The sequence below is a fragment of the Lysinibacillus sp. NPDC092081 genome (genome assembly GCF_044755845.1).
Classification (GTDB): Bacteria; Bacillota; Bacilli; order Bacillales_A; family Planococcaceae; genus Lysinibacillus.
Map to the genome: position 1 here is coordinate 22886 of NZ_JBIVRU010000008.1, position 24107 is coordinate 46992.

The 24107-nt window shown below is 39.2% G+C and carries 20 protein-coding genes and 1 other annotated feature (1 of these 21 cut by a window edge); all 20 genes read right to left on the bottom strand.

Annotation, left to right across the window (positions count from 1 at the left end; translation table 11 throughout):
- Positions 1 to 47: 47 nt before the first annotated feature.
- The 20 genes from rplB to rplJ all read right to left on the bottom strand — a co-directional run bounded on the left by rplB (position 48) and on the right by rplJ (position 23930).
- A complete protein-coding gene (rplB, locus tag ACIQLB_RS13390; protein WP_049662846.1) occupies positions 48 to 878 on the bottom strand; it encodes a 50S ribosomal protein L2 in 831 nt (276 codons plus the stop codon).
- A gap of 47 nt (positions 879 to 925) precedes the next feature.
- On the bottom strand, positions 926 to 1210 hold the full coding sequence (rplW, locus tag ACIQLB_RS13395) for a 50S ribosomal protein L23 (protein ID WP_370043879.1): 285 nt from the start codon (positions 1208 to 1210) through the stop codon (positions 926 to 928).
- Complete coding sequence (gene rplD, locus ACIQLB_RS13400; RefSeq protein ID WP_376074146.1) at positions 1210 to 1833, bottom strand: 50S ribosomal protein L4; 624 nt, start codon at positions 1831 to 1833, stop codon at positions 1210 to 1212. Before rplD ends, rplW begins: the two co-directional genes overlap by 1 nt.
- Before the next feature lie 26 nt (positions 1834 to 1859).
- Complete coding sequence (rplC, locus tag ACIQLB_RS13405) at positions 1860 to 2489, bottom strand: 50S ribosomal protein L3 (RefSeq protein WP_400726369.1); 630 nt, start codon at positions 2487 to 2489, stop codon at positions 1860 to 1862.
- 45 nt (positions 2490 to 2534) lie between these two features.
- The gene (gene rpsJ / locus ACIQLB_RS13410) at positions 2535 to 2843 is read right to left on the bottom strand and encodes a 30S ribosomal protein S10 (protein ID WP_004233624.1); all 309 of its coding nucleotides are present in this window, start codon (positions 2841 to 2843) and stop codon (positions 2535 to 2537) included.
- A 381-nt stretch (positions 2844 to 3224) separates the two neighbouring features.
- Positions 3225 to 4541: a Na+/H+ antiporter family protein gene (locus ACIQLB_RS13415; RefSeq protein WP_400726373.1), complete on the bottom strand. Its 1317-nt coding sequence runs from the start codon at positions 4539 to 4541 to the stop codon at positions 3225 to 3227.
- A gap of 166 nt (positions 4542 to 4707) precedes the next feature.
- A complete protein-coding gene (locus tag ACIQLB_RS13420; protein WP_400726376.1) occupies positions 4708 to 6675 on the bottom strand; it encodes an FtsX-like permease family protein in 1968 nt (655 codons plus the stop codon).
- The gene (locus ACIQLB_RS13425; RefSeq protein WP_400726379.1) at positions 6665 to 7426 is read right to left on the bottom strand and encodes an ABC transporter ATP-binding protein; all 762 of its coding nucleotides are present in this window, start codon (positions 7424 to 7426) and stop codon (positions 6665 to 6667) included. Before ACIQLB_RS13425 ends, ACIQLB_RS13420 begins: the two co-directional genes overlap by 11 nt.
- Positions 7427 to 7522: 96 nt before the next feature.
- Complete coding sequence (locus ACIQLB_RS13430; RefSeq protein WP_400726719.1) at positions 7523 to 8539, bottom strand: sensor histidine kinase; 1017 nt, start codon at positions 8537 to 8539, stop codon at positions 7523 to 7525.
- A gap of 6 nt (positions 8540 to 8545) precedes the next feature.
- A complete protein-coding gene (locus ACIQLB_RS13435) occupies positions 8546 to 9229 on the bottom strand; it encodes a response regulator (RefSeq protein ID WP_400726722.1) in 684 nt (227 codons plus the stop codon).
- Between the two features lie 405 nt (positions 9230 to 9634).
- Entirely contained in the window at positions 9635 to 10822 is a 1188-nt protein-coding gene (tuf, locus tag ACIQLB_RS13440) for an elongation factor Tu (RefSeq protein WP_053482817.1), read from the bottom strand.
- Positions 10823 to 10961: 139 nt separating this feature from the next.
- Positions 10962 to 13040, bottom strand: a complete 2079-nt coding sequence (fusA, locus tag ACIQLB_RS13445; protein ID WP_400726383.1) for an elongation factor G — start codon at positions 13038 to 13040, stop codon at positions 10962 to 10964.
- 42 nt (positions 13041 to 13082) lie between these two features.
- Positions 13083 to 13553, bottom strand: coding sequence for a 30S ribosomal protein S7 (gene rpsG, locus ACIQLB_RS13450; protein ID WP_036123710.1), 471 nt, complete (start codon positions 13551 to 13553; stop codon positions 13083 to 13085).
- 148 nt (positions 13554 to 13701) lie between these two features.
- Positions 13702 to 14121, bottom strand: coding sequence for a 30S ribosomal protein S12 (gene rpsL / locus ACIQLB_RS13455; RefSeq protein ID WP_400726388.1), 420 nt, complete (start codon positions 14119 to 14121; stop codon positions 13702 to 13704).
- Between the two features lie 98 nt (positions 14122 to 14219).
- Positions 14220 to 14468 carry a ribosomal L7Ae/L30e/S12e/Gadd45 family protein gene (locus ACIQLB_RS13460; protein ID WP_053482819.1) on the bottom strand — a complete coding sequence of 83 codons (249 nt, stop codon included), beginning with the start codon at positions 14466 to 14468 and terminating at the stop codon, positions 14220 to 14222.
- Between the two features lie 138 nt (positions 14469 to 14606).
- Complete coding sequence (rpoC, locus tag ACIQLB_RS13465; RefSeq protein WP_400726391.1) at positions 14607 to 18293, bottom strand: DNA-directed RNA polymerase subunit beta'; 3687 nt, start codon at positions 18291 to 18293, stop codon at positions 14607 to 14609.
- 207 nt (positions 18294 to 18500) lie between these two features.
- Positions 18501 to 22076 carry a DNA-directed RNA polymerase subunit beta gene (gene rpoB / locus ACIQLB_RS13470; RefSeq protein WP_400726394.1) on the bottom strand — a complete coding sequence of 1192 codons (3576 nt, stop codon included), beginning with the start codon at positions 22074 to 22076 and terminating at the stop codon, positions 18501 to 18503.
- A 242-nt stretch (positions 22077 to 22318) separates the two neighbouring features.
- Entirely contained in the window at positions 22319 to 22921 is a 603-nt protein-coding gene (locus ACIQLB_RS13475) for a class I SAM-dependent methyltransferase (protein WP_400726397.1), read from the bottom strand.
- A gap of 76 nt (positions 22922 to 22997) precedes the next feature.
- Positions 22998 to 23357 (bottom strand): 50S ribosomal protein L7/L12, encoded by a 360-nt coding sequence (gene rplL, locus ACIQLB_RS13480; RefSeq protein ID WP_400726400.1) that lies wholly within the window; start codon positions 23355 to 23357, stop codon positions 22998 to 23000.
- A 72-nt stretch (positions 23358 to 23429) separates the two neighbouring features.
- The gene (rplJ, locus tag ACIQLB_RS13485) at positions 23430 to 23930 is read right to left on the bottom strand and encodes a 50S ribosomal protein L10 (RefSeq protein WP_134022296.1); all 501 of its coding nucleotides are present in this window, start codon (positions 23928 to 23930) and stop codon (positions 23430 to 23432) included.
- A gap of 32 nt (positions 23931 to 23962) precedes the next feature.
- Positions 23963 to 24107, bottom strand: a sequence feature (ribosomal protein L10 leader region) (it continues 2 nt past the right edge of the window).

A 24107-nucleotide genomic window follows, 5' to 3' on the forward strand; every position in this document is an offset into this window, starting at 1 on the left:
TTCGTGATTCCACCACGGCTCTCACATAGAACCGTAGTTTAACCACATTATTTTTTACGACTACGGATGATGAATTTATCCGATTTGTTTTTCTTCTTGCGAGTTTTGTAACCAAGTGCTGGTTTACCCCAAGGAGTCATTGGTGATTTACGTCCGATTGGAGAACGTCCTTCACCACCACCGTGTGGGTGATCGTTAGGGTTCATTACAGAACCACGAACTGTTGGGCGTTTACCTAACCAACGGCTACGACCTGCTTTACCGATGTGTACTAGTTCGTGTTGTTCGTTACCAACTTGACCGATTGTAGCGCGGCAAGTAGCTAACACTAAACGTACTTCACCAGATTGTAGACGAACGATTACGTATTTGTCTTCACGACCAAGTACTTGTGCAGAAGTACCAGCAGAACGTACTAATTGTCCACCTTTACCAGGTTTTAACTCGATGTTATGGATTGTAGTACCCATTGGAATGTTTGCTAATGGTAATGTGTTACCTACTTTAATATCAGCATCTGGACCAGATACGATTGTTTGACCAACCTCTAGACCTTTAGGTGCTAAGATGTAAGCTTTTGCTCCATCAGCGTAGTTGATTAATGCGATATTCGCAGAACGGTTTGGATCATATTCAATAGTAGCAACTTTAGCCGGAATGCCATCTTTTACACGTTTGAAATCGATAACACGGTATTGCTTCTTATGTCCACCGCCATGATGACGAACAGTGATTTTACCTTGGTTGTTACGACCAGCTTTGCGTTTAGTTGGTTCAAGCAATGATTTCTCAGGCTTGTTAGTTGTAATTTCCGCAAAGTCTAAAGACGTCATATTACGACGACCATTAGAGGTAGGTTTATACTTTTTAATCGCCATTGTGTTTCCCTCCTTCTTGATTGTTCAAATCATAAATCCATAATGGATTACACTTCGAATAATTCGATTTCTTTGCTATCAGCAGTTAATTTAACAATCGCTTTACGACGTTTGTTAGTGTAACCACCATAACGGCCAACGCGTTTGAATTTACCTTTGTAGTTAAGAACGTTTACTTTCTCAACTGTTACACCAAAGATTTCTTCTACAGCGTCTTTTACTTGAGTTTTGTTAGCGCGAGTGTCTACTTCGAAAGTATACTTTTTCTCTGCCATAAGTTCTGAAGAACGCTCAGTAATGACCGGACGTTTTAAAATATCACGTGCTTCCATTATCCAAGCACCTCCTCAACTTTTTCTACTGCAGATTTCGTGAATACAACTTTATCATGACCTAATAGATCAAGAACGTTGATTCCATTTGCAGTTAAAACTGTTACACCAGGGATGTTACGAGCAGATAATGCTACGTTTTCATCTAGGTCAGCAGTTACGAATAAAGATTTTTTCTCTAAAGAAAGATCTTTAAGGATTTTTGTGAATTCTTTTGTTTTTGGTGCTGCTAGTGAAAGAGCATCAAGAACTAAGAAGTTCTGTTCTACAACTTTAGCTGATAAAGCAGATTTAAGAGCTAAGCGACGAACTTTTTTAGGTAATTTGTAAGAATAGCTACGTGGAGTTGGGCCGAATACGACACCACCGCCGCGCCATTGTGGAGAACGGATAGAACCTTGACGAGCACGACCAGTTCCTTTTTGACGCCATGGTTTACGACCACCACCAGCAACTTCAGAACGGTTTTTAACCTTATGATTACCTTGACGAAGAGAAGCGCGTTGTGCCACTACAGCGTCGAATAATACTGCTTCATTTGGCTCGATTCCGAAAATCGCATCGTTTAATTCGATTTCACCAACTGAAGCACCTGTTTGACTAAGTATAGATACTTTTGTCATTCCTGTTTCCTCCTTTCCTTAGGTGATTACTTAGCTTTAATTGCAGTTTTAACTGTAACTAGAGCTTTTTTAGAACCAGGAACATTACCTTTAACAAGTAGTAAGTTACGTTCCGCATCAACTTTCACGATTTCTAAGTTTTGGATTGTAACTACAGTGCCACCCATTTGACCAGGTAATTTCTTTTGTTTGAATACGCGGTTCGGAGCAACTGGACCCATTGAACCAGGACGACGGTGGTAACGAGAACCGTGGGCCATAGGACCACGAGATTGACCATGGCGTTTAATTACACCTTGGAAACCTTTACCTTTAGTAACACCTGTTACATCAATTACATCGCCTTCTGCGAAAATTTCCACTTTGACTTCTTGACCAACTTCGTATTCTCCCACGTTTACGTTGCGGAATTCACGAATGAAGCGCTTAGGAGCAGTGTTCGCTTTTGCTACGTGACCTTGTTCTGGTTTGTTAGAAAGCTTAACACGCTTGTCTTCGAAACCAACTTGGATCGCTTCGTAGCCGTCTGTTTCAACAGTTTTCTTTTGAAGCACTACGTTTGAAGCAGCTTCGATAACTGTTACCGGAATTAAATCACCGTTTTCAGCGAAAACTTGTGTCATACCAATTTTTCTACCTAAGATTCCTTTAGCCATTTGTCACACCTCCTGTAAGTTTTAAAAAAGTTATATTTTTTACCATTAAAGTTTGATTTCGATATCAACGCCAGATGGTAAATCAAGTTTCATTAACGCATCAACAGTTTGTGGTGTTGGGTTAACGATATCGATCAGACGTTTATGCGTACGCATTTCGAATTGTTCACGAGAATCTTTGTACTTGTGAACAGCACGAAGAATTGTGTACACAGACTTCTCAGTTGGAAGTGGAATCGGACCTGATACACTTGCACCTGAACGTTTTGCAGTTTCCACAATTTTTTCAGCAGACTGATCTAAAATACGGTGATCATACGCTTTTAAACGAATACGAATCTTTTGTTTTGCCATTATTTTCCCTCCTTCTCGCCTATTTTCTAGACATTCTCCACGAAAATTCTCCAACACACCGCCATGGCAAAGCGGCCGGGTGTGTCGGCAACCTCTCGTTTCATCGCAGTCAAAGACCAACATTCAACATTATACACAATAAAAAAAGAATAAGCAAGTCTTTTCGCTAAATTCTTTTAAATGTTGCAGATATTCTTGTACTACTATTATTCACTCATTTTTTTCGCTTATCTAAGCCGTTTATTAGTATATAAAATTTCAATAGACTTTGCAACACATAAGGCTGTTATATCAACGTTTTCGGACATTTCTAACAATTTAGCGATACCAATATGTAAAAAAAGCAGTCTCTACTATTTAGAAACCGCTCTTACTATTACTTTATAAGAAGAACACACATGCAATCCAGCCAAATATAATAAGTGGAATGTTAATAAAAATAAACGTGGGCACACATGTATCCCAAATGTGATTATGCTGTCCATCTACATTTAAACCTGCAGTTGGTCCAAGAGTAGAATCTGAAGCAGGAGAACCTGCATCACCTAAAGCACCTGCTGTACCTATTAGACAAATAATAGCCAAAGGGCTCATTCCTAATCCTTGTGCAAGAGGAACAAATAAGGTCGCAATGATAGGTACTGTCGCAAAGGAAGATCCGATTCCCATCGTCACAATTAAACCAATGACCAACATAATCAATATAGCTAGACTCTTATTTCCTTGAAGAATTGTTAAAGAGTTTGAAATTAAGCTATCTACATGACCCGTAGCTTTAATAACAGATGCAAAACCATTTGCAGCGATCATAACAAAACCAATAAAGGCCATCATCTTCATTCCCTCTGAAAGAATCTCATCTGCCTCTTTCCATTTAAGTGCACCAGTAAAATACATCATCATAATTCCTGCAAAAGCACCTACAATCATCGAATCCGTATAAATTTGTGCACATAGAGAGACAATTAAAGCCACAGTCGTAGAAAAAATAACGAACTTACTGACATGAACATTTAAAGACTCTGTCTCAACATCATTATTTTGATATTGTCGAGGTTTTCGATATACGAAAAAGGCTACACATAATCCAATTAACATCCCCAGAACGGGTATAGCCATCGCTACTGGTACATCACGTGAAGATGCTTCCATACCTGCCTTGATTACTTGAGTAGAAACGATATCTTGGAAAATAGCTCCGAAGCCAGCAGGTACAAAACTATACGTGCCTATTAAACCAACGGCAATTAATGTAGCGATAATTCGTCGGTCTACCTCTAGCATATTTAAAACCTTTAAAATAGGAGGGATCAATAATGGGATAAAGGCTATATGAATTGGAATTGCGTTTTGTGAGAAAATAGACATCATAAAAATCAGTAGGAAAATTAAAACCTTCACTAAACCTTTTCGATTACTTGTACCGTTTTTATTTAATATCTTTAATATCCCTGCAATCATTAATTCAGGAATTCCCGTTTTTGAAATGGCAATAGCGAAACCACCAAGCAATCCATAACTTAAAGCAATCGTTGCGCCTGCTCCTAATCCTTCTGTAAATGATTGTACAGTTGCCTCAATACCCATGCCGCTTGTTAGACCACCTGCAAAGGCCCCTAATACAAGAGAAAGAACCACATTGATACGGAGCAAGCTTAATATTAACATGACAGCTACTGCCACAATTACTGCGTTCATTTCAACACTTCGCTTTCGTACACTAGATTACTAACACACTAAACTTTAATCGTCTAATAGTTGAAAGTCAAGATGTTTTTATGCCCCTATAATAATTTTCCAAATTTAAATGACACGAAAAAACAGTATGATCTTAAATAACCATACTGTTTTAGATTTCTTCCTATTATAATGATTCACGAATGACTTTTTTATAATAACCAACAGAAAGCACAGCGAAAATAGCATATAACGCTATATAGCAGGTCATAGCAATCCATAATGGTGCGGTTAACTCTGAGCCAAATAAAAACCAACCTGACTTAACAGCAAAGTAACTATGAAGCAGCCCTATTATTAATGGAACACCAAAATTAAAGGCTTGTTTCATATAGATACCTTTCATAATATCTTTTTCAGCGAAGCCAATCTTTCTTAATATCGTATAAGAACCTCGCTCCTCTTCAGCCTCAGACATTTGCTTAAAGTATAAAATACTACCGGTTGTCATTAAAAATGCTAAACCTAAAAATGCTGCGGTAAATATTGTAATTCCTAATGTTTCAATATTCCCCTTTCGTTCTTCTTCATAGGATTGTATAAAGTTTGAATAATTTTCGCCATTTGATTGCATATATAAACTCTCGGCTAAAGCTAAGTCACTTTTATTCTTTAAATTAATAGAAGTTTGTTTGTGCCATTCAGAAGTGCTTGAATGAGTAGCTAATTTTTCAAACAATGCATCAGGGATTACGAAAATTGGCCCCCCAGGCCCAGAAGTTACAGTGCCACTTATAATACTTTCATGTTGAACATCTTTTACATGAAGCGTCTCTTCCATAGTTTCCTCTGGACCTCCTGTAGTGACAACTACATCACGATCCTTTTCAAGCGGAAACATCTCTGCCATATAACCACCATAGTTTGTTAATATAACATCATTATCCGAAACGGCAGCTTCGGGAACTATTTGTTGATAATCAGAAAGTGGCATTGTATAAATGATTCCTTCTAAACCAAAAAGGGGATTATCCTCATTTTGCTGACTTTCAGATAATAATTGTGTAAACGAAGCTGAAACACTCTGTAATCGGAAATCTCTTTTATCAAAAGCAATATTATTCTCTTCCAGCTTCTTTAAAAACTCCTGACCATGTTCTTCAAGTAATACATAATCACCAGGTACTTGGCTATATGCTGACGATTCTGATGAATAATACGAAATATAAGCTAAGGTTGTAACCCCAAGTGAAACACCCGTTAAAACCGTAATAAGCGTTAAGGATTTCGCATTACCCTTCATACGATGCATAATCGGTGTTAATGCTAATACATCACGGACCGTTAGATGCCCACTTTTCTTAAGACGAATTGAATTCATAATAAATGCTACAGAGAAACGGAAAACAAGGAACGTTCCGCCAATGGTAGTGGCTAAAATAATCATCATATTAAGCGGTAAATTACCCTGAGAGTTAATATCGAAGAGCTTCGTTGATGCATAGTAGCCATATGCAATTAGTACAAGCCCCAAAAAACCAATGAACATTTGTAATGGGCTGAAACGTTTTACGCGCTCATCGGCTTGCTTGGAAGCACTGAATAATGATAGTAATGATACGCGGTAAATCATCCAAGCCATTTGTACAAGTACAATAACTAGTAGAATGGCAAATACTACGATAGACTGCTGTAATGCCTCTGTACTAAATGTCATCGTCACAAGTGCCTCTTTTTCGAGTACCCGCAGTAATATCATTGCAAATAAGCGCGAACTAAAGAACCCTGCAAGCATCCCTAAAACGATTGCTCCTACAAATAAGAGGATACTTTCTACCGCTAATAAGCGTATGATAAGCCCCTTTGTCATCCCTATTAGCTGATACAAGCCTATTTCCTTACTGCGACGCTTCATAAACAGATGGTTGGCATATAGGACGAAAAACAAGACAATAAAGTACAGCATATATGTTGCCGCAGCAAATCCTGCTTTGGCCGTACCGCTCTTGTCTACTGTAGCCAACACTTCAGCATTATTTTGCAATGTCACAAAAGAAAAATATAAAGTAACACTAAAAATAAGTGCGAAAAAATATAAATAATAATGCTTCATATTTTTCTTCATACTGCGTAACACGAGCTTACTAAGACTCATAGCCGTCACCGCCTAGCACACTTTGCGTATGCATGATTTCTTGGAAAAATGCCTGTCTCGTTTTATCTCCTTTATATAGCTCACTATAAATAAGTCCGTCCTTCAAAAATAAAACACGAGTACAAAAACTCGCTGCTACTGCATCATGCGTAACCATCATAATCGTTGCTTTTTTTGACTCATTAATACTTTGTAGATTTTTTAAAAGTGCAGTGGCTGATTTTGAATCAAGTGCGCCTGTTGGTTCATCAGCAAACACAAGTGAAGGATTTGTAATTAGTGCCCGAGCCGCTGATGTACGTTGCTTTTGACCACCTGATATTTCGTTTGGATATTTATTTAAAATCTCAGTAATACCTAATAAATGTGTAAGCTCCTTTACACGGGTCTCTGCAACAGCCTTTGGTAGCCTACCAATAGCTAATGGTAGTAGAATGTTTTCTTTCACCGTTAGTGTATCTAATAAATTATAGTCTTGGAATATGAATCCCAATTGTTCACGACGGAAATTAGCTAACGCCTTCTCCTTCATACCACGTAAGTTTTGACCATTTATTTCAATAACACCTTCTGTTGCAAAGTCAATCGAACACAGAACATTTAAGAGTGTTGTCTTCCCAGAGCCTGAAGGTCCCATAATGCCAACAAATTCACCTTGATTCACTTCTAAATCAATACCCTTTAAAACCTCTTGGGCTGTTGATTTTTTACCATATACTTTTTTTACTTTACGACCAATTAAAACCGCCACTTGTAAACGCCCCTTTCTATAGTTCAAGTGTACCCTGTCTATGTCGCCAATTCGTGCGTTTTACATGACAATATAAAAAGGTAGGTGACAATTTCGTCATCTACCTGTTAGTTTGACATATTCATTTTGTAATGGAAAACGTAATGTAAATATCGAACCTTCACCCACACTAGATTGGGCAGTAATACGAACGCCAATTTTCTGCGCCACATTATGTGCTAAGTATAGACCCATACCTGTTGATTGTGCAGACTCTCTTCCGGCTGTCCCAGTATACGATTTATGAAAAATTCGTGGTAGATCCTCCTGACGAATACCCATACCTGCATCTTTTATATGTAATAGTGTTGCTCCAGTAGCATCTACTTCAGTAAATATCAATACCTCTGAATTTGCAGGACTATATTTGATCGCATTGGACAGAATTTGTCGGATGATAAAGGCTAGCCATTTTCCATCCGTCATCACTGTCTCTGTTAACTCTTCAACATCGAAACCGATACCTTTTTCAATACACCATGCCTGCATAGCTCTTATTTCCTTATAGACCACAGTCTTTAGCTCGATCTCTGTCAGATAATTATCTTTTTCAATAGAAGCTAAACGTGTTTGGTGTAGCTGCTGATCAACCAATAAATGCAGTCTTAACCACTCAGTCTCTAATTTACGGCGTAGCGTCAAATCTTCTATGTGATCCAGCATTAAATTAATTGAAGTTAGAGGTGCCTTTACTTCATGAACCCACGCTAGAAGTTCATCCGAATATTCCTGCAGCTGTACCTTTGCTTGATTTAACTTTGTGTTATTATCATAAAAAACATCTTCAACTTTCGTAAGATATGCAGTTTGAAAAGGTGATAACGCCAAATTTTTGCTATGCACTTCATCAAGTTGGCTTTCCACATTTCCCAGGAAATCATTTAGCTGTCTTACTTCTACTACATAACGCCAAATTATAAAGATCATAAAACTAATAAGCACGCTAATATTCATATACCAAATAGATATCCCCTCTAATCCAGCATCTAAAGAAAATAAAACATTGATAATAACCATGATAAAAACAAAAAAGCCTATCCATACGAGGCGTTCTCTTAAAAATAAAATTAACATTGTCACTCACGTCCCTTGTGTTACAGCCATATAACCAAGTCCCTTTTTAGTTAAAATCACTTCTTGTAAACCTATATCCTCAAGCTTTGTACGTAATCGGTTAACATTTACTGACAATGTATTATCATTAACAAAGCGCTCATCATCCCATAACTTTCTCATTAAATCATCTCTAGAAACTATTTGATCAGCCTTCTCCACTAAAATGCGTAAAATAAAGAGTTCATTTTTAGTTAACGAAGCAAGGTTACCCTCATACATAATCTCACTGCGTGCATAGTCAATAACTGCACCATTAAACCGTGTGACATCCATTGATTCTTCTATATAATCATAGGTACGGCGTAAAATGGCTTGTACCTTTGCTAGTAATACCTCCATATGGAAAGGCTTTTGTACAAAGTCATCTGCACCCATTTGCATTGCCATTACCATATCCATTGGGTGGTCTCGGGAAGATAGAAAGAGAATGGGCACCTTTGAGATATGACGTATTTCACGACACCAATGAAAGCCATCATATGCCGGAAGTTGAATGTCAATCAATACAAGCTGTGGCTTTTGTTCAATAAAATCATCCATCACCTTTTGAAAATCTTTAGGGCCTACAACTTGAAGCGACCATTGTGCAAAACGTGTCTGAATCATTTCGAAAATTGATGGATCATCTTCAATCAGCAATATCTTCATCTCCATTTGCAAATTCTCCTTTCATGAAATGATTATATGTATTAAATAAGTTCATCAAATACTTTCCGTTCCCACTGAGTGTTTTCCTGGAGGCGCCAAGCCTTCACTCCAATAAACTTATATATGGCATGCGTTTTATCAAATGCTATCCCCACATTTTTACTATTAAAAAGGAATGCGATTACACACTCTACATGCTTCACTAGCTTTCATCCCTAGCAGTTCATAGAAAAAATTCTATTCTCACTTTTACCATGTTAAGATATTTTTGTTTTTTGGTATTCCATCTATTATGTATACATAAAATAATCTAATTAAGGTTACAAGCCTTTTCTTATTTTAACATAAAAAACCAATCTGTAAGCGTCCCTACAGATTGGTTTGAAAAATTAGCTTGCGCTAAAATTATTTTTGGATAGAAGCAACTACGCCAGCGCCTACAGTACGGCCACCCTCACGGATAGAGAATTTAGTACCTTCTTCAAGAGCGATTGGAGCGATAAGTTCTACTGTCATTTCGATGTTATCGCCAGGCATTACCATTTCAACGCCTTCTGGTAAGTTACAGATACCTGTTACGTCAGTTGTACGGAAGTAGAACTGAGGACGGTAGTTAGAGAAGAATGGAGTATGACGGCCACCCTCTTCTTTTGATAAAACATAAACTTCAGCTTTGAAGTTAGTGTGTGGAGTGATTGAGCCTGGTTTAGCTAATACTTGACCACGTTGGATTTCTTCACGAGCTACACCACGAAGTAAAGCACCGATGTTGTCACCAGCTTCAGCATAGTCTAATAATTTACGGAACATTTCTACACCAGTTACAGTTGTAGATTTAGCTTCTTCAGTGATACCGATGATTTCAACAACGTCACCAACTTTAACTTGACCACGTTCAACACGGCCAGTTGCAACTGTACCACGACCAGTGATAGAGAATACGTCCTCGATTGGCATCATGAATGGTTTGTCAGTTTGACGTTCTGGAGTTGGGATGTAAGAATCTACAGCGTCCATTAATTCAATGATTTTTTCTTCCCATTCTGCTTCGCCTTCAAGAGCTTTAAGAGCAGAACCTTTGATTACAGGAAGATCATCACCTGGGAAGTCATATTCAGATAGTAGGTCACGGATTTCCATTTCTACTAATTCTAATAATTCTTCGTCGTCTACCATATCACATTTGTTCATGAATACTACTAAGTATGGAACACCTACTTGACGAGATAAAAGGATGTGTTCACGAGTTTGTGGCATTGGGCCGTCAGCAGCAGATACTACTAAGATACCGCCGTCCATTTGTGCAGCACCAGTGATCATGTTTTTAACATAGTCAGCGTGTCCTGGGCAGTCAACGTGTGCATAGTGACGAGTATCAGTTTCGTATTCTACGTGAGAAGTATTGATTGTGATACCACGTTCTTTTTCTTCTGGAGCGTTATCGATATCAGCGTATGATTTAGCTTCCCCACCCATTTTTTTAGAAAGAACTGTTGCGATAGCAGCAGTTAAAGTTGTTTTACCATGGTCAACGTGTCCGATTGTACCAATGTTAGCATGCGTTTTTGAACGGTCGAATTTTTCTTTAGCCATTAGAGATTGCCTCCTCAAAATTATATGTTTATATTTTTTTAAAATTTATAGAATGATTGCTGATGGCGAACGGGCCCATCCACCATCCCACAATCATAGCTTACAAATTAGTTATACTTTATGCAAGATGAAAATACAATTATTCACCTTTATTTTTTTTGATGATTTCAGCAGCAATTGATTTTGGAACTTCTTCATAATGATCGAATGTCATTGAGAATACACCACGACCTTGCGTTGCTGAACGAAGAGTTGTTGCATAACCAAACATTTCCGCTAAAGGAACCATTGCACGAACAACTTGAGAGTTACCGCGAGCTTCCATACCCTCTACGCGTCCGCGACGAGAAGTAATGTTACCCATGATATCACCAAGGTATTCTTCTGGAATTACAACTTCTACTTTCATCATTGGTTCTAAAATAACTGCATCACATTGCTTCGATGCTTCTTTAAGAGCCATAGATGCAGCAATTTTGAACGCCATCTCATTCGAGTCAACGTCATGGTAAGAACCGAATACTAATTTCGCTTTAATGTCGATTAGTGGGTAACCAGCTACTACACCGCGATCAAGAGAGTCACGAAGACCAGCTTCTACTGCAGGAATGTATTCACGAGGTACTACACCACCAACGATAGCGTTTTCGAATTCAAAGCCTTTACCTTCTTCATTTGGAGAGAACTCAATCGTTACGTCTCCGTATTGTCCACGACCACCAGATTGGCGAGTGAATTTACCTTGAACTTTTGCAGAGCTACGGAATGTTTCACGGTAAGATACCATTGGAGCACCTACGTTAGCTTCTACTTTAAATTCACGGCGCATACGGTCAACTAAGATATCAAGGTGAAGCTCACCCATACCTGAGATGATTGTTTGACCAGTTTCTGTGTCAGTGTGAGCACGGAAAGTTGGATCCTCTTCTTGAAGTTTTTGTAAAGCTTGACCCATTTTATCTTGGTCAGCTTTTGATTTTGGTTCTACAGAAAGAGAAATTACTGGCTCAGGGAACTCCATTGACTCAAGAATAACTAGGTTTTTCTCGTCACATAGAGTATCACCAGTAGTAGTATCTTTAAGACCTACTGCCGCTGCGATGTCCCCAGCAAATACTTTAGAAATCTCTTCACGAGAGTTTGCGTGCATTTGTAGGATACGGCCTACGCGTTCACGTTTACCTTTAGAAGAGTTTTGTACGTATGAACCTGATTCTAAAGTTCCAGAATACACACGGAAGAAAGTTAATTTACCTACGAATGGGTCAGTCATAACTTTGAATGCTAGAGCTGAGAATGGCTCTTCATCTGAAGAATGACGTTCTAATTCTTCGTCACCATCAACATCAGTACCTTTGATTGCTGGTACATCTAATGGAGATGGTAAGTAATCGATAACTGCATTTAACATTGGGCGTACGCCTTTGTGTTTGAATGCTGTACCACAGATTACTGGGTAAAATTCTACTGCGATCGTAGCACGACGGATAGCCGCTTTAAGTTCAGCAACAGAAATTTCTTCGCCTTCTAAATATTTTTCCATGATTTCTTCATCAACACTTGCAACAGCATCGATTAATTTTTCACGGTATTCTTCAGCTTGTGCGCGGTGTTCTTCAGGAATTTCGCCTTCAGTCACTGCTGTACCTTTTTCGTCGCCGTAGAAAGTAGCTTTCATTTCAACTAAGTCAATGATTGCCGAGAACTGATCTTCAGCTCCGATAGGTAATTGGATAGGATGAGCGTTTGCTTGTAAACGTTCGTGTAGAGTTCCTACAGAATATAGGAAATCTGCTCCTGTTTTATCCATTTTGTTAATGAACACGATACGTGGTACGCCATAAGTTGTAGCTTGACGCCATACTGTTTCAGTTTGAGGTTCAACACCAGATTGAGCATCAAGAACTGTTACAGCACCATCAAGTACGCGTAGTGAACGTTCAACTTCTACAGTGAAGTCTACGTGTCCAGGAGTATCGATGATGTTTACACGGTTGCCGTTCCATTGAGCTGTTGTCGCAGCAGAAGTGATTGTGATACCACGTTCTTGCTCTTGTTCCATCCAGTCCATTTGAGAAGCGCCTTCGTGAGTTTCACCAATTTTGTGAATCTTACCTGTGTAATAAAGGATACGCTCAGTAGTTGTTGTTTTACCAGCATCAATGTGAGCCATGATCCCAATATTACGAGTATTCTCTAGTGAGAATTCGCGTTTCATAAGGTATTTCTCCTTCCATATTGGGCTTATGCGATGTTTAGATTACCAACGGTAGTGAGCGAATGCTTTGTTCGCTTCTGCCATTTTGTGCATATCTTCACGCTTTTTAACTGATGCACCAGTGTTGTTAGAAGCATCAAGGATTTCGTTAGCTAAACGCTCTTCCATAGTTTTTTCACCACGAAGACGAGCATAGTTAACTAGGTAACGAAGACCTAAAGTTGTACGACGTTCTGGACGTACTTCTACTGGCACTTGGTAGTTAGAACCACCAACACGGCGAGCGCGTACTTCAAGAACTGGCATTACGTTATTTAGAGCAGCTTCAAATACTTCAATTGGATTTTCACCAGAACGTTCTTTAACAAGTTCGAACGCACCGTATAAAATCTTTTGAGAAGTACCTCTTTTACCATCAACCATCATTTTATTAATTAAACGAGTTACTAGTTTTGAACTATAAATTGGATCTGGTAACACGTCACGTTTGGAAACAGGACCTTTACGAGGCATGTGTTTTCCTCCTTTCGAATAGTTATCGATTTATTTTATAAGAATTGCCTTGTCATATTTGTCGCGAAAATTCCCAATCTGCTAGCGAGATTAGAAATTTGCGACAACTACTTAGGCTCATTATTAAGCAACGCTCAATAATGTTAAATTATTTTTTTTCTTTAGGGCGTTTTGTTCCGTATTTAGAACGTGATTGTAAACGACCGTTTACACCAGCTGTATCAAGAGCTCCACGTACGATATGGTAACGAACACCCGCTAAGTCTTTTACGCGTCCGCCACGGATAAGAACAACACTGTGCTCTTGTAAGTTGTGGCCTTCACCTGGGATATAAGCTGTAACCTCGATTTGGTTAGTTAAACGTACACGAGCGTATTTACGTAACGCTGAGTTTGGTTTACGAGGTGTCATTGTACCTACACGAGTACAAACTCCGCGTTTTTGTGGAGATTTAACATCAGTTAAAGATTTTTTAAATGAGTTATATCCTTTGTTTAACGCAGGTGATTTTGATTTCGTGTTTTTAGATTGACGAGGCTTACGTACTAATTGGTTAATTGTAGGCATCGGTATTTCCTCCCTTCATTTATTCCTTGTTAATACCACACATCCAGGTGGTTCATTTTTTGGGTAAAAACAAAGTCTTTGTGTTTAATACACAAAAACTACTCTACAGTAATCGCAACTACTGCAGCTCCAACATGGATTCCACAGGCCTTGCCCAGTTCCTTTTTCGACTCAACAAGAATAACTGGTATACCGATTTCTCTCGCGAAAGATATGGCCGAATCGGTTACCCAATTGTCTGTATCGAGTGCCACAAAAAGTTCTTTCACTGAACCGGCTCGCATTGCTTTTACTGCTTGCTTTGTACCTATGATTGTTTGACTATCCCTTACTCTATCATAAGACATTTTCATATCCTCCGAAGTACAGACAGTTAACTATCAACCTTCAATATATTATCATTACCAATTTCGACTGTCAACTAATATCTTTAAAAAGCCCGAAGAGATGATAAAAATACATCTCTTCGGCACTTATTTTAATGATTATTCAGCAGAAACTAGGTTTTCTGTGTCAAGCTCATCTTTTTCAATACGGATTTGACGGTAACGTTGCATACCAGTACCTGCAGGAACAAGTTTACCGATAATTACGTTTTCCTTCAGACCAAGAAGTTCATCACGTTTTCCTTTAATAGCAGCATCCGTTAACACACGAGTTGTTTCTTGGAATGATGCAGCGGATAAGAATGATTCTGTTTCAAGAGACGCTTTTGTAATACCTAGGATAACAGGACGACAAGTTGCAGGGTTTTTGCCATTTAACACAGCATCTGCATTTGCTTCTGAGAATTGGTGAATATCTAGTAATGAGCCTGGTAATAATTCTGTATCACCAGCTTCAATTACACGTACTTTACGAAGCATTTGGCGAACCATTACCTCGATATGTTTGTCTCCAATTTCTACCCCTTGCATACGGTATACTTTTTGTACTTCTTTTAACAGGTATTCTTGAACTGTTGAAACGTCTTTAACTTTTAACAATTGTTTTGGATCGATAGAACCTTCTGTTAATACTTGACCACGTTCTACAAAGTCGCCTTCTTGTACTTTTAGACGAGCATTGTAAGGTGCTGCGTATTTACGTGTTTCTACTTCACCTTCAATTGTAATCTCTTTTAGACCTTCGCGGATTTCAGTGATGTCTGAAACAGTACCTGCGATATCAGTAATAACTGATTGACCTTTAGGATTACGTGCTTCAAAAATCTCTTGGATACGTGGAAGACCTTGTGTAATATCATCCCCGGCAACCCCACCTGTATGGAATGTACGCATTGTTAATTGTGTACCTGGTTCACCGATTGATTGAGCCGCAATAATACCAACTGCTTCTCCAACTTCAACCTCTTCACCTGTTGCTAAGTTCATGCCGTAACATTTTTTACATACACCATGTTTTGTATTACATGTGAATGCTGAACGGATTGTTACTTCTTCAATACCTAGCTCTATAATGATACGAGCAATATCTTGGTCGATTAATCCGTCTTTTTCTAAAATCACTTCACTTGTTTCTGGATGATAGATTGTTTTCTTCGTATGACGACCGATAATACGTTCATCTAACGCTTCAATTTGTTCTGTACCTTCCATTAACGCACCAATTGTTAAACCACGGTCAGTTCCACAGTCATCCTCACGAACGATAACATCTTGTGCTACGTCAACAAGACGACGTGTTAAGTAACCTGAATCGGCAGTTTTTAGGGCTGTATCGGCAAGACCTTTACGAGCACCGTGAGTTGAGATGAAGTACTCTAATACCGTTAAACCTTCACGGAATGAAGATTTAATTGGAAGTTCGATGATACGACCAGCCGGGTTGGCCATCAGACCACGCATACCTGCTAACTGTGTAAAGTTAGATGCGTTACCACGGGCACCTGAGTCAGACATCATAAAGATTGGGTTTGTTTTCTCAAGCGACTTCATCAGCTTCGATTGAATTTCATCTTTCGCAGCACTCCAGCTTGAGATAACGCGATCATAACGCTCATCTTCCGTGATGAAACCACGACGGAATTGCGCTTGAACTTTATCTACTTTTTCTTGAGCTACCGCTAAAATTTCGCCTTTGTCTGGTAATACGACGATGTCAGATACACCTACAGTGATACCAGCACGTGTTGAATATTTGAATCCTAGGTTCTTCATGCGGTCAAGCATTTTAGATGTTTCAGTGATGTGGAAACGTTTAAATACTTCAGCAATGATATTACCTAAGAATTTTTTACGGAATGGGTTTACAACTGGTACCGATGCAAAGTGTTTGCTCAGTACAGCTGTGCGTTGTGCATCAACTTTACCTTTTTCATCAAGTCCATTATAAGCAGCATCTGCCTCAAGCTCTTTTAACGTTTCTTCATCAATTGTTAACTTAGCAAAGTACTTGTCTGGTGTTTCTTGCTCTAAGTTGAAATCAGTTGGCTCATTAATGTATGGGAATGATTTCGGCAAGATTTCGTTAAAGATTACTTTACCAACAGTCGTTAATAGGAACATATTATTTTGTTCCTCAGTAAATGTTGGGTTATTTAACGAACTTGCTTTAATCGCAATACGAGTATGCAAGTGAACATTACCTGTATCATATGCAATTAATACTTCGTTTGGTCCATAGAAAATTGTTCCTTCGCCGCGAGCTGTTTCACGCTCAAGTGTTAAGTAGTAGTTACCTAATACCATATCTTGAGATGGTGTTACAACTGGTTTACCGTCTTTCGGGTTCAGGATATTTTGTGCAGCAAGCATTAGAAGACGAGCTTCTGCTTGTGCTTCCGCTGATAATGGTACGTGAACCGCCATTTGGTCACCATCGAAGTCAGCGTTATAAGCTGTACATACTAATGGGTGAAGACGAATAGCACGACCCTCAACTAGTGTTGGTTCAAACGCTTGAATACCAAGACGGTGAAGCGTAGGTGCACGGTTTAGTAATACTGGATGCTCACGAATTACATCTTCTAAAACGTCCCATACATCGTTGTTTAAACGCTCGATTTTACGTTTAGCAGATTTAATATTATGAGCAAGGCCACGTTCTACTAACTCTTTCATTACGAAAGGCTTGAATAGCTCAATTGCCATTTCTTTTGGTAGACCGCATTGGTACATTTTTAAGTTTGGACCTACTACGATAACCGAACGACCAGAATAGTCAACACGTTTACCAAGTAAGTTTTGACGGAAACGACCTTGTTTACCTTTCAGCATATGTGAAAGTGATTTTAATGGACGGTTACCAGGACCTGTTACAGGACGACCACGACGACCGTTGTCAATTAATGCATCAACAGCTTCTTGTAACATACGTTTTTCGTTTTGTACGATGATACTTGGAGCACCAAGGTCTAGTAAACGTTTTAAACGGTTATTACGGTTGATTACACGACGATATAAATCGTTTAAGTCAGAAGTTGCAAAACGTCCACCATCTAATTGCACCATCGGACGAAGCTCTGGTGGAATTACTGGTAGTACATCTAAAATCATCCATTCAGGAGAGTTACCTGAGTTACGGAATGATTCAACAACTTCAAGACGTTTAATGGCACGTGTACGACGTTGACCTTGTGCTGATTTCAACTCTTCTTTTAAAGAATGAGTTTCATCTTCAAGATCAATTCTGCCTAGCAATTTCTTAATTGCTTCCGCACCCATAGCTGCTTCGAATGTGTTTCCGAATTTTTCGCGATATGCACGGTACTCTTTTTCAGAAAGAAGTTGCTTACTTTCTAAGTTTGTAGCACCTGGCTCGATTACAACGTAAGATGCAAAGTAAATTACTTCCTCTAGTGCACGTGGGGACATATCTAAAATAAGGCCCATACGGCTAGGAATACCTTTGAAGTACCAGATATGAGAAACTGGTGCTGCTAATTCGATGTGGCCCATGCGTTCACGACGAACTTTAGCGCGTGTTACTTCAACACCACAACGATCACAAACTACGCCTTTGTAACGTACACGTTTGTATTTACCACAATGACACTCCCAGTCCTTAGTTGGACCGAAAATACGCTCACAGAATAAACCATCTTTTTCTGGTTTTAATGTACGATAGTTAATTGTTTCAGGTTTTTTAACTTCACCGTATGACCAAGAACGAATCTTGTCAGGAGAAGCTAAACCGATTTTCATATATTCAAATTCATTAACGTCTATCAAGGAGCCTACCTCCCTCTAGTATAGGTCTTTATAAAGACTCTTTACGCAGCTCGATAATCGTTTGCAAGAATCATGTTTCTTTAGCAAAAGATTAAAAATAGAATGATTTATTGAAAGAAAAAGCCGGACAGGGCGTTAAATCCTGCCCGACTAATTTGAAAAATAACTTTGACCGTGTTCACAAAGAATGCGAATTAACGTTTTCCATTATTCAAAAGACTCTACTGGCTCTTCTTCTGTTTCTGGCTTTGGTGCAATGTTAAGTGCGTCAGCTGGTTGAAGATCTTCTTCTTCGTCTAAGTCGCGAAGCTCTACCTCTTCATCATTGATCGTTAACATTTTCACATCCATACCAAGAGATTGAAGCTCTTTAATCAATACTTTGAATGATTCAGGAACGCCTGGCTCTGGTACACTTTCACCTTTAACGATTGCTTCGTACGTCTTCACACGACCAACAACATCATCGGATTTAACTGTTAAGATTTCTTGAAGTGTATAGGCAGCACCGTATGCTTCAAGTGCCCATACCTCCATCTCACCAAAACGTTGTCCACCGAACTGTGCTTTACCACCAAGTGGCTGTTGAGTAACAAGTGAGTAAGGACCAGTTGAACGTGCGTGAAGTTTATCATCAACCATGTGAGCAAGTTTGATCATGTACATGATCCCTACTGATACACGGTTATCGAATGGTTCACCTGAACGCCCATCATACAGAGTTGTTTTACCATCACGGTTCATGCCTGCTTCTTCCATTGTTTCCCAAACATCTTCCTCGTTGGCACCATCAAATACTGGAGTTGCCATATGAACGCCTAGGGAACGAGAAGCCATACCTAAGTGTAATTCTAAAACTTGTCCGATGTTCATACGAGAAGGTACGCCAAGTGGGTTTAACATGATATCAACAGGAGTACCGTCTGGCATGAATGGCATATCCTCTTCCGGTAAGATACGAGAGATAACCCCTTTGTTACCATGACGTCCGGCCATTTTGTCCCCTACGCGAATTTTACGTTTTTGAACAATGTAAGCACGAACTAATTGGTTAACACCTGGTGGCAACTCATCGCCATCTTCACGGTTAAATACTTTCACGTCAAGAATAATACCACCAGCACCATGTGGTACACGTAATGAAGTATCACGAACTTCACGAGCTTTTTCACCGAAGATAGCATGTAATAGGCGTTCTTCAGCAGTTAATTCTGTAACGCCTTTAGGTGTTACTTTACCTACAAGAATGTCACCATCACGGACTTCTGCACCGATGCGGATAATACCACGTTCGTCTAAGTTACGAAGCGCATCTTCCCCAACGTTTGGAATATCACGAGTGATTTCTTCAGGTCCTAATTTTGTATCACGAGACTCTGATTCATATTCTTCAATATGAACAGATGTATAAACATCGTCTTTTACAAGGCGTTCACTCATGATAACAGCATCCTCATAGTTAAAGCCGTTCCAAGTCATGAACGCAACAAGTACGTTACGACCAAGAGCAAGTTCACCATTTTCCATAGATGGACCATCTGCTAAAATGTCACGAGGTTTCACACGTTCGCCAACTTTTACAAGTGGACGTTGGTTGTATGAAGTACCTTGGTTAGAACGAATGAATTTTTGTAATTTATATTTTGTTAAATCGCCTTTAACCTCTTTACCGTCAACGACTTCAATGCGGCGAACACGGATAGAGCGAGCTTCAACGTGCTCAACAATACCATCATATTTCGCTACTACAGCCGCACCTGAGTCACGCGCATCAACGTGTTCCATACCAGTACCAACGAATGGTGCTTCTGGGTTAAGAAGAGGAACTGCTTGACGTTGCATGTTGGCACCCATAAGTGCACGGTTCGAGTCATCGTTTTCTAAGAACGGGATACATGCAGTCGCAGCTGACACTACTTGTTTAGGAGATACGTCCATGTAGTCCATTTGCGATTTATTAAATACTGTATTATCCCCACGGAAACGACCTACTACTTCTTCTTTAGCAAATGTACCATCAGGATTTAATAGTGAGTTCGCTTGTGCTACATAGTAGTTATCTTCTTCATCAGCTGTTAAATAATCAATTTGATCCGTTACTTTACCTGTTTCATGGTCAATACGACGATAAGGTGTTTCAATGAATCCAAATTTATTTACTTTGGCAAATGAAGATAATGAGTTGATTAAACCAATGTTTGGACCCTCTGGTGTCTCGATTGGACACATACGACCATAGTGAGAATAGTGAACGTCACGTACTTCGAAACCAGCACGCTCACGTGTTAAACCACCAGGTCCTAATGCAGATAGACGACGCTTATGCGTTAACTCTGCCAATGGGTTTGTTTGGTCCATGAATTGTGATAATTGAGAGCTACCAAAGAACTCTTTAATTGACGCAATCACCGGACGAATATTAATTAATTGCTGTGGTACGATAGCAGCTGTATCGTTAATAGACATACGCTCACGTACTACACGTTCCATACGAGATAAACCGATACGGAATTGGTTTTGTAAAAGCTCACCAACAGAGCGTAGACGACGGTTACCTAAATGGTCAATATCATCTGTTGCCCCTACTTGGTAAAGTAAGTTAAAGAAATAACTTACTGAAGATAATACGTCAGCAGGCGTAACATTCTTCACTTCTTCATCGATGTAAGCATTACTAATAATATTAATTTCTTTTTGCGCTTCATCTTTCGGTGCATAAATTTTAATAGACTGGATTGTTACGTCATCTTCAAGCACTCCACCTACTTGTGATAAAGTGCGGTAACCGATACCTTTTGATGTATCTTCTAGATACGGTAAGATTTTATCTAAAGTACGGCGGTCAAGAACTGTACCCTTCTCTACTAAAATTTCGCCTGTCTCTGGGTCTACAAGCGTTTCAGCAATCGTTTGGTTAAATAAACGATTTTTGATATGAAGCTTTTTATTCATTTTATAGCGACCAACATTCGCTAAATCATAGCGTTTTGCATCGAAGAAACGAGAGTATAATAAACTCTTCGCACTTTCAACTGTTGGTGGCTCACCTGGACGTAAACGTTCATAGATTTCTAAAAGTGCTTTTTCAGTACTTTCAGAGTTATCCTTTTCTAACGTATTACGTAAATATTCGTTATCACCGATAATATCGATAATCTCTTGGTCTGAACCGAAGCCTAACGCACGAAGTAACACAGTTACTGGTAGCTTACGAGTACGGTCAATACGCACGTAAACTACATCTTTCGCGTCAGTTTCATATTCTAACCATGCACCACGGTTCGGAATAACTGTCGCTCCGAAACCTTTCTTACCGTTTTTATCAGTTTTATCATGGAAATACACACTTGGTGAACGAACTAATTGTGAAACGATAACACGTTCAGCACCATTGATAATGAACGTACCTGTCTCTGTCATTAATGGGAAGTCACCCATGAAGACATCCTGTTCCTTCACTTCGTCTGTTTCTTTGTTGTAAAGACGTACTTTCACACGTAATGGAGCTGCGTAAGTAACATCTCGCTCTTTACACTCATCAACATCATATTTAGGATCTCCTAATGAATAATCGATGAATTCTAATGAAAGATTACCTGTAAAGTCCTCGATCGGCGAAATGTCACGGAACATTTCACGTAAACCTTCTTCAAGGAACCACTCGTAAGACGCCGTTTGAATCTCAATCAGATTTGGAAGCTCAAGCACCTCGTTAATACGCGCAAAGCTTCTACGCTGGCGGTGTTGTCCATACTGAACTAGTTGACCTGTCAACTCATTCACCCCTCAATAAAGCGATATTAGGTCTTTGCAAAATCCTACAAATAGTGTATGATTTCGAAAGACAAAAAGAAAACGAGTCTTCAAAAAGATCTCATTTTCGGTTAACTAAACTTATCTTGGCAAGTATACCCACATTATAACAATCATATTCAAAAAGGGCATACGACCTCAAAATAATATTTTTGCATTGTATCATGTTATCATAGCCGATTTGTCAAGTCAATAATTTATGCATATTTCACTTATTTTTTCGCACGTACTATCCAGTACCCTTTTTTCTTCTCCACAACATCGACTTCAGAAAATTTTTCTTCTAAGTAACTTACCGTTGATGGTGCACCCTGCTTCTTCTGTATTACTACCCACAGCTCACCAGATGACACTAACTGATCATAAGCTCCATCGTAAAAGCGGAAAATTGTTTCCTTTCCTGCGCGAATTGGAGGATTGGTTAAAATAGCTGCGGCGTTTACATCATTGTCAACCATCGATAGTCCGTCACTCACAAATATCCGTACATTTTGAACACCGTTTACTTGCGCATTTTTTTGCGAGAGTGTAACAGCACGTTCATTGATATCCATCATAAAAACGGTACGGTCTGGGTTTGTTTTGGCAATCGATAATCCGATTGGTCCGTACCCACACCCCACATCAAAAATCGCACCATCAATATCAGGCATTTGAAAAGCATCTATTAAAACACGGGATCCAAAATCTACTTCGCTTTTACTAAATACACCTGCATCCGTTTCAAAGGAAAACGTATGCCCTAACAACTTGAATGTCCAGTGACGAGGTTTACTCTCAGTTTGAGGCTTACTCGTATAATAGTGATCTGACATTTTCACGCCTCCTCAGAATGAAGAAAAAAGCTCGCCACAATGACGAGCTTTCCTTTTGTTTAAAAGTAACGCGAGATTACTTAACTTCTACAGATGCGCCAACTTCTTCAAGTTTAGCTTTGATTTGTTCAGCTTCATCTTTAGATACGCCTTCTTTAAGAGCTTTAGGAGCGTTATCTACTACTTCTTTAGCTTCTTTAAGACCTAAACCAGTGATTTCACGAACCGCTTTGATCACTTTGATTTTTTCAGCACCAGCTGATGCTAATACTACGTCAAACTCAGTTTTTTCTTCAGCTGCAGCAGCACCGCCAGCAACTACTGCTACAGGAGCAGCAGCTGTTACACCGAATTCTTCTTCGATAGCTTTTACTAAATCGTTTAATTCAAGAACCGTCATAGCTTTGATAGCTTCTAAGATTTGCTCTTTATTCATTATAATTTCCTCCTAATTGGATAATGTTTTATTGTTGCGGATCATGCCGCAGAAGTTATAGTGCGTACGAAATTACGCGCCTTGTTCTTCTTTTTGTTCTGCAACAGCTTTTGTTGCAAGTGCGAAGTTGCGCACTGGAGCTTGAAGTACAGATAAAAGCATAGAAAGAAGACCTTCGCGTGATGGAAGTTCTGCAAGTGCTTTAACATCTTCAACAGAAGAGATTGTACCTTCAATAATACCTGCTTTAATTTCTAAAGCTTCGTTTTTCTTAGCGAACTCGTTGATGATTTTAGCTGGAGCTACAACATCTTCATTTGAGAACGCAATTGCGTTAGGACCAACTAATACGTCATTGATTCCTTCAAGACCAACAGCTTCAGTAGCACGACGTGTTAAAGTGTTTTTGTAAACTTTGAACTCAACGCCAGCTTCACGAAGTTGTTTACGAAGTTCAGTTACTTGCGCAACGTTAAGACCACGGTAATCCACAACTACTACAGAAGCAGCATTTTGGAATTTCTCAGTAATCTCTTGAACTTGTGCTTGTTTGTTTTCGATAACTTTGCTCATGATGACACCTCCTATTAGAATGGGTCATTTATACCGACAAAAGAAAAGCCTCTGGGTCAAATAGACACAGAGGCTGAAAGTCATCATCTTTAAAATAAGAATCCGAATTCCGCTGTCCTCGGTAGGATCATTAAGTGACAAGTCACTCCTACTGTCTACGGTACAAATGGATGATTC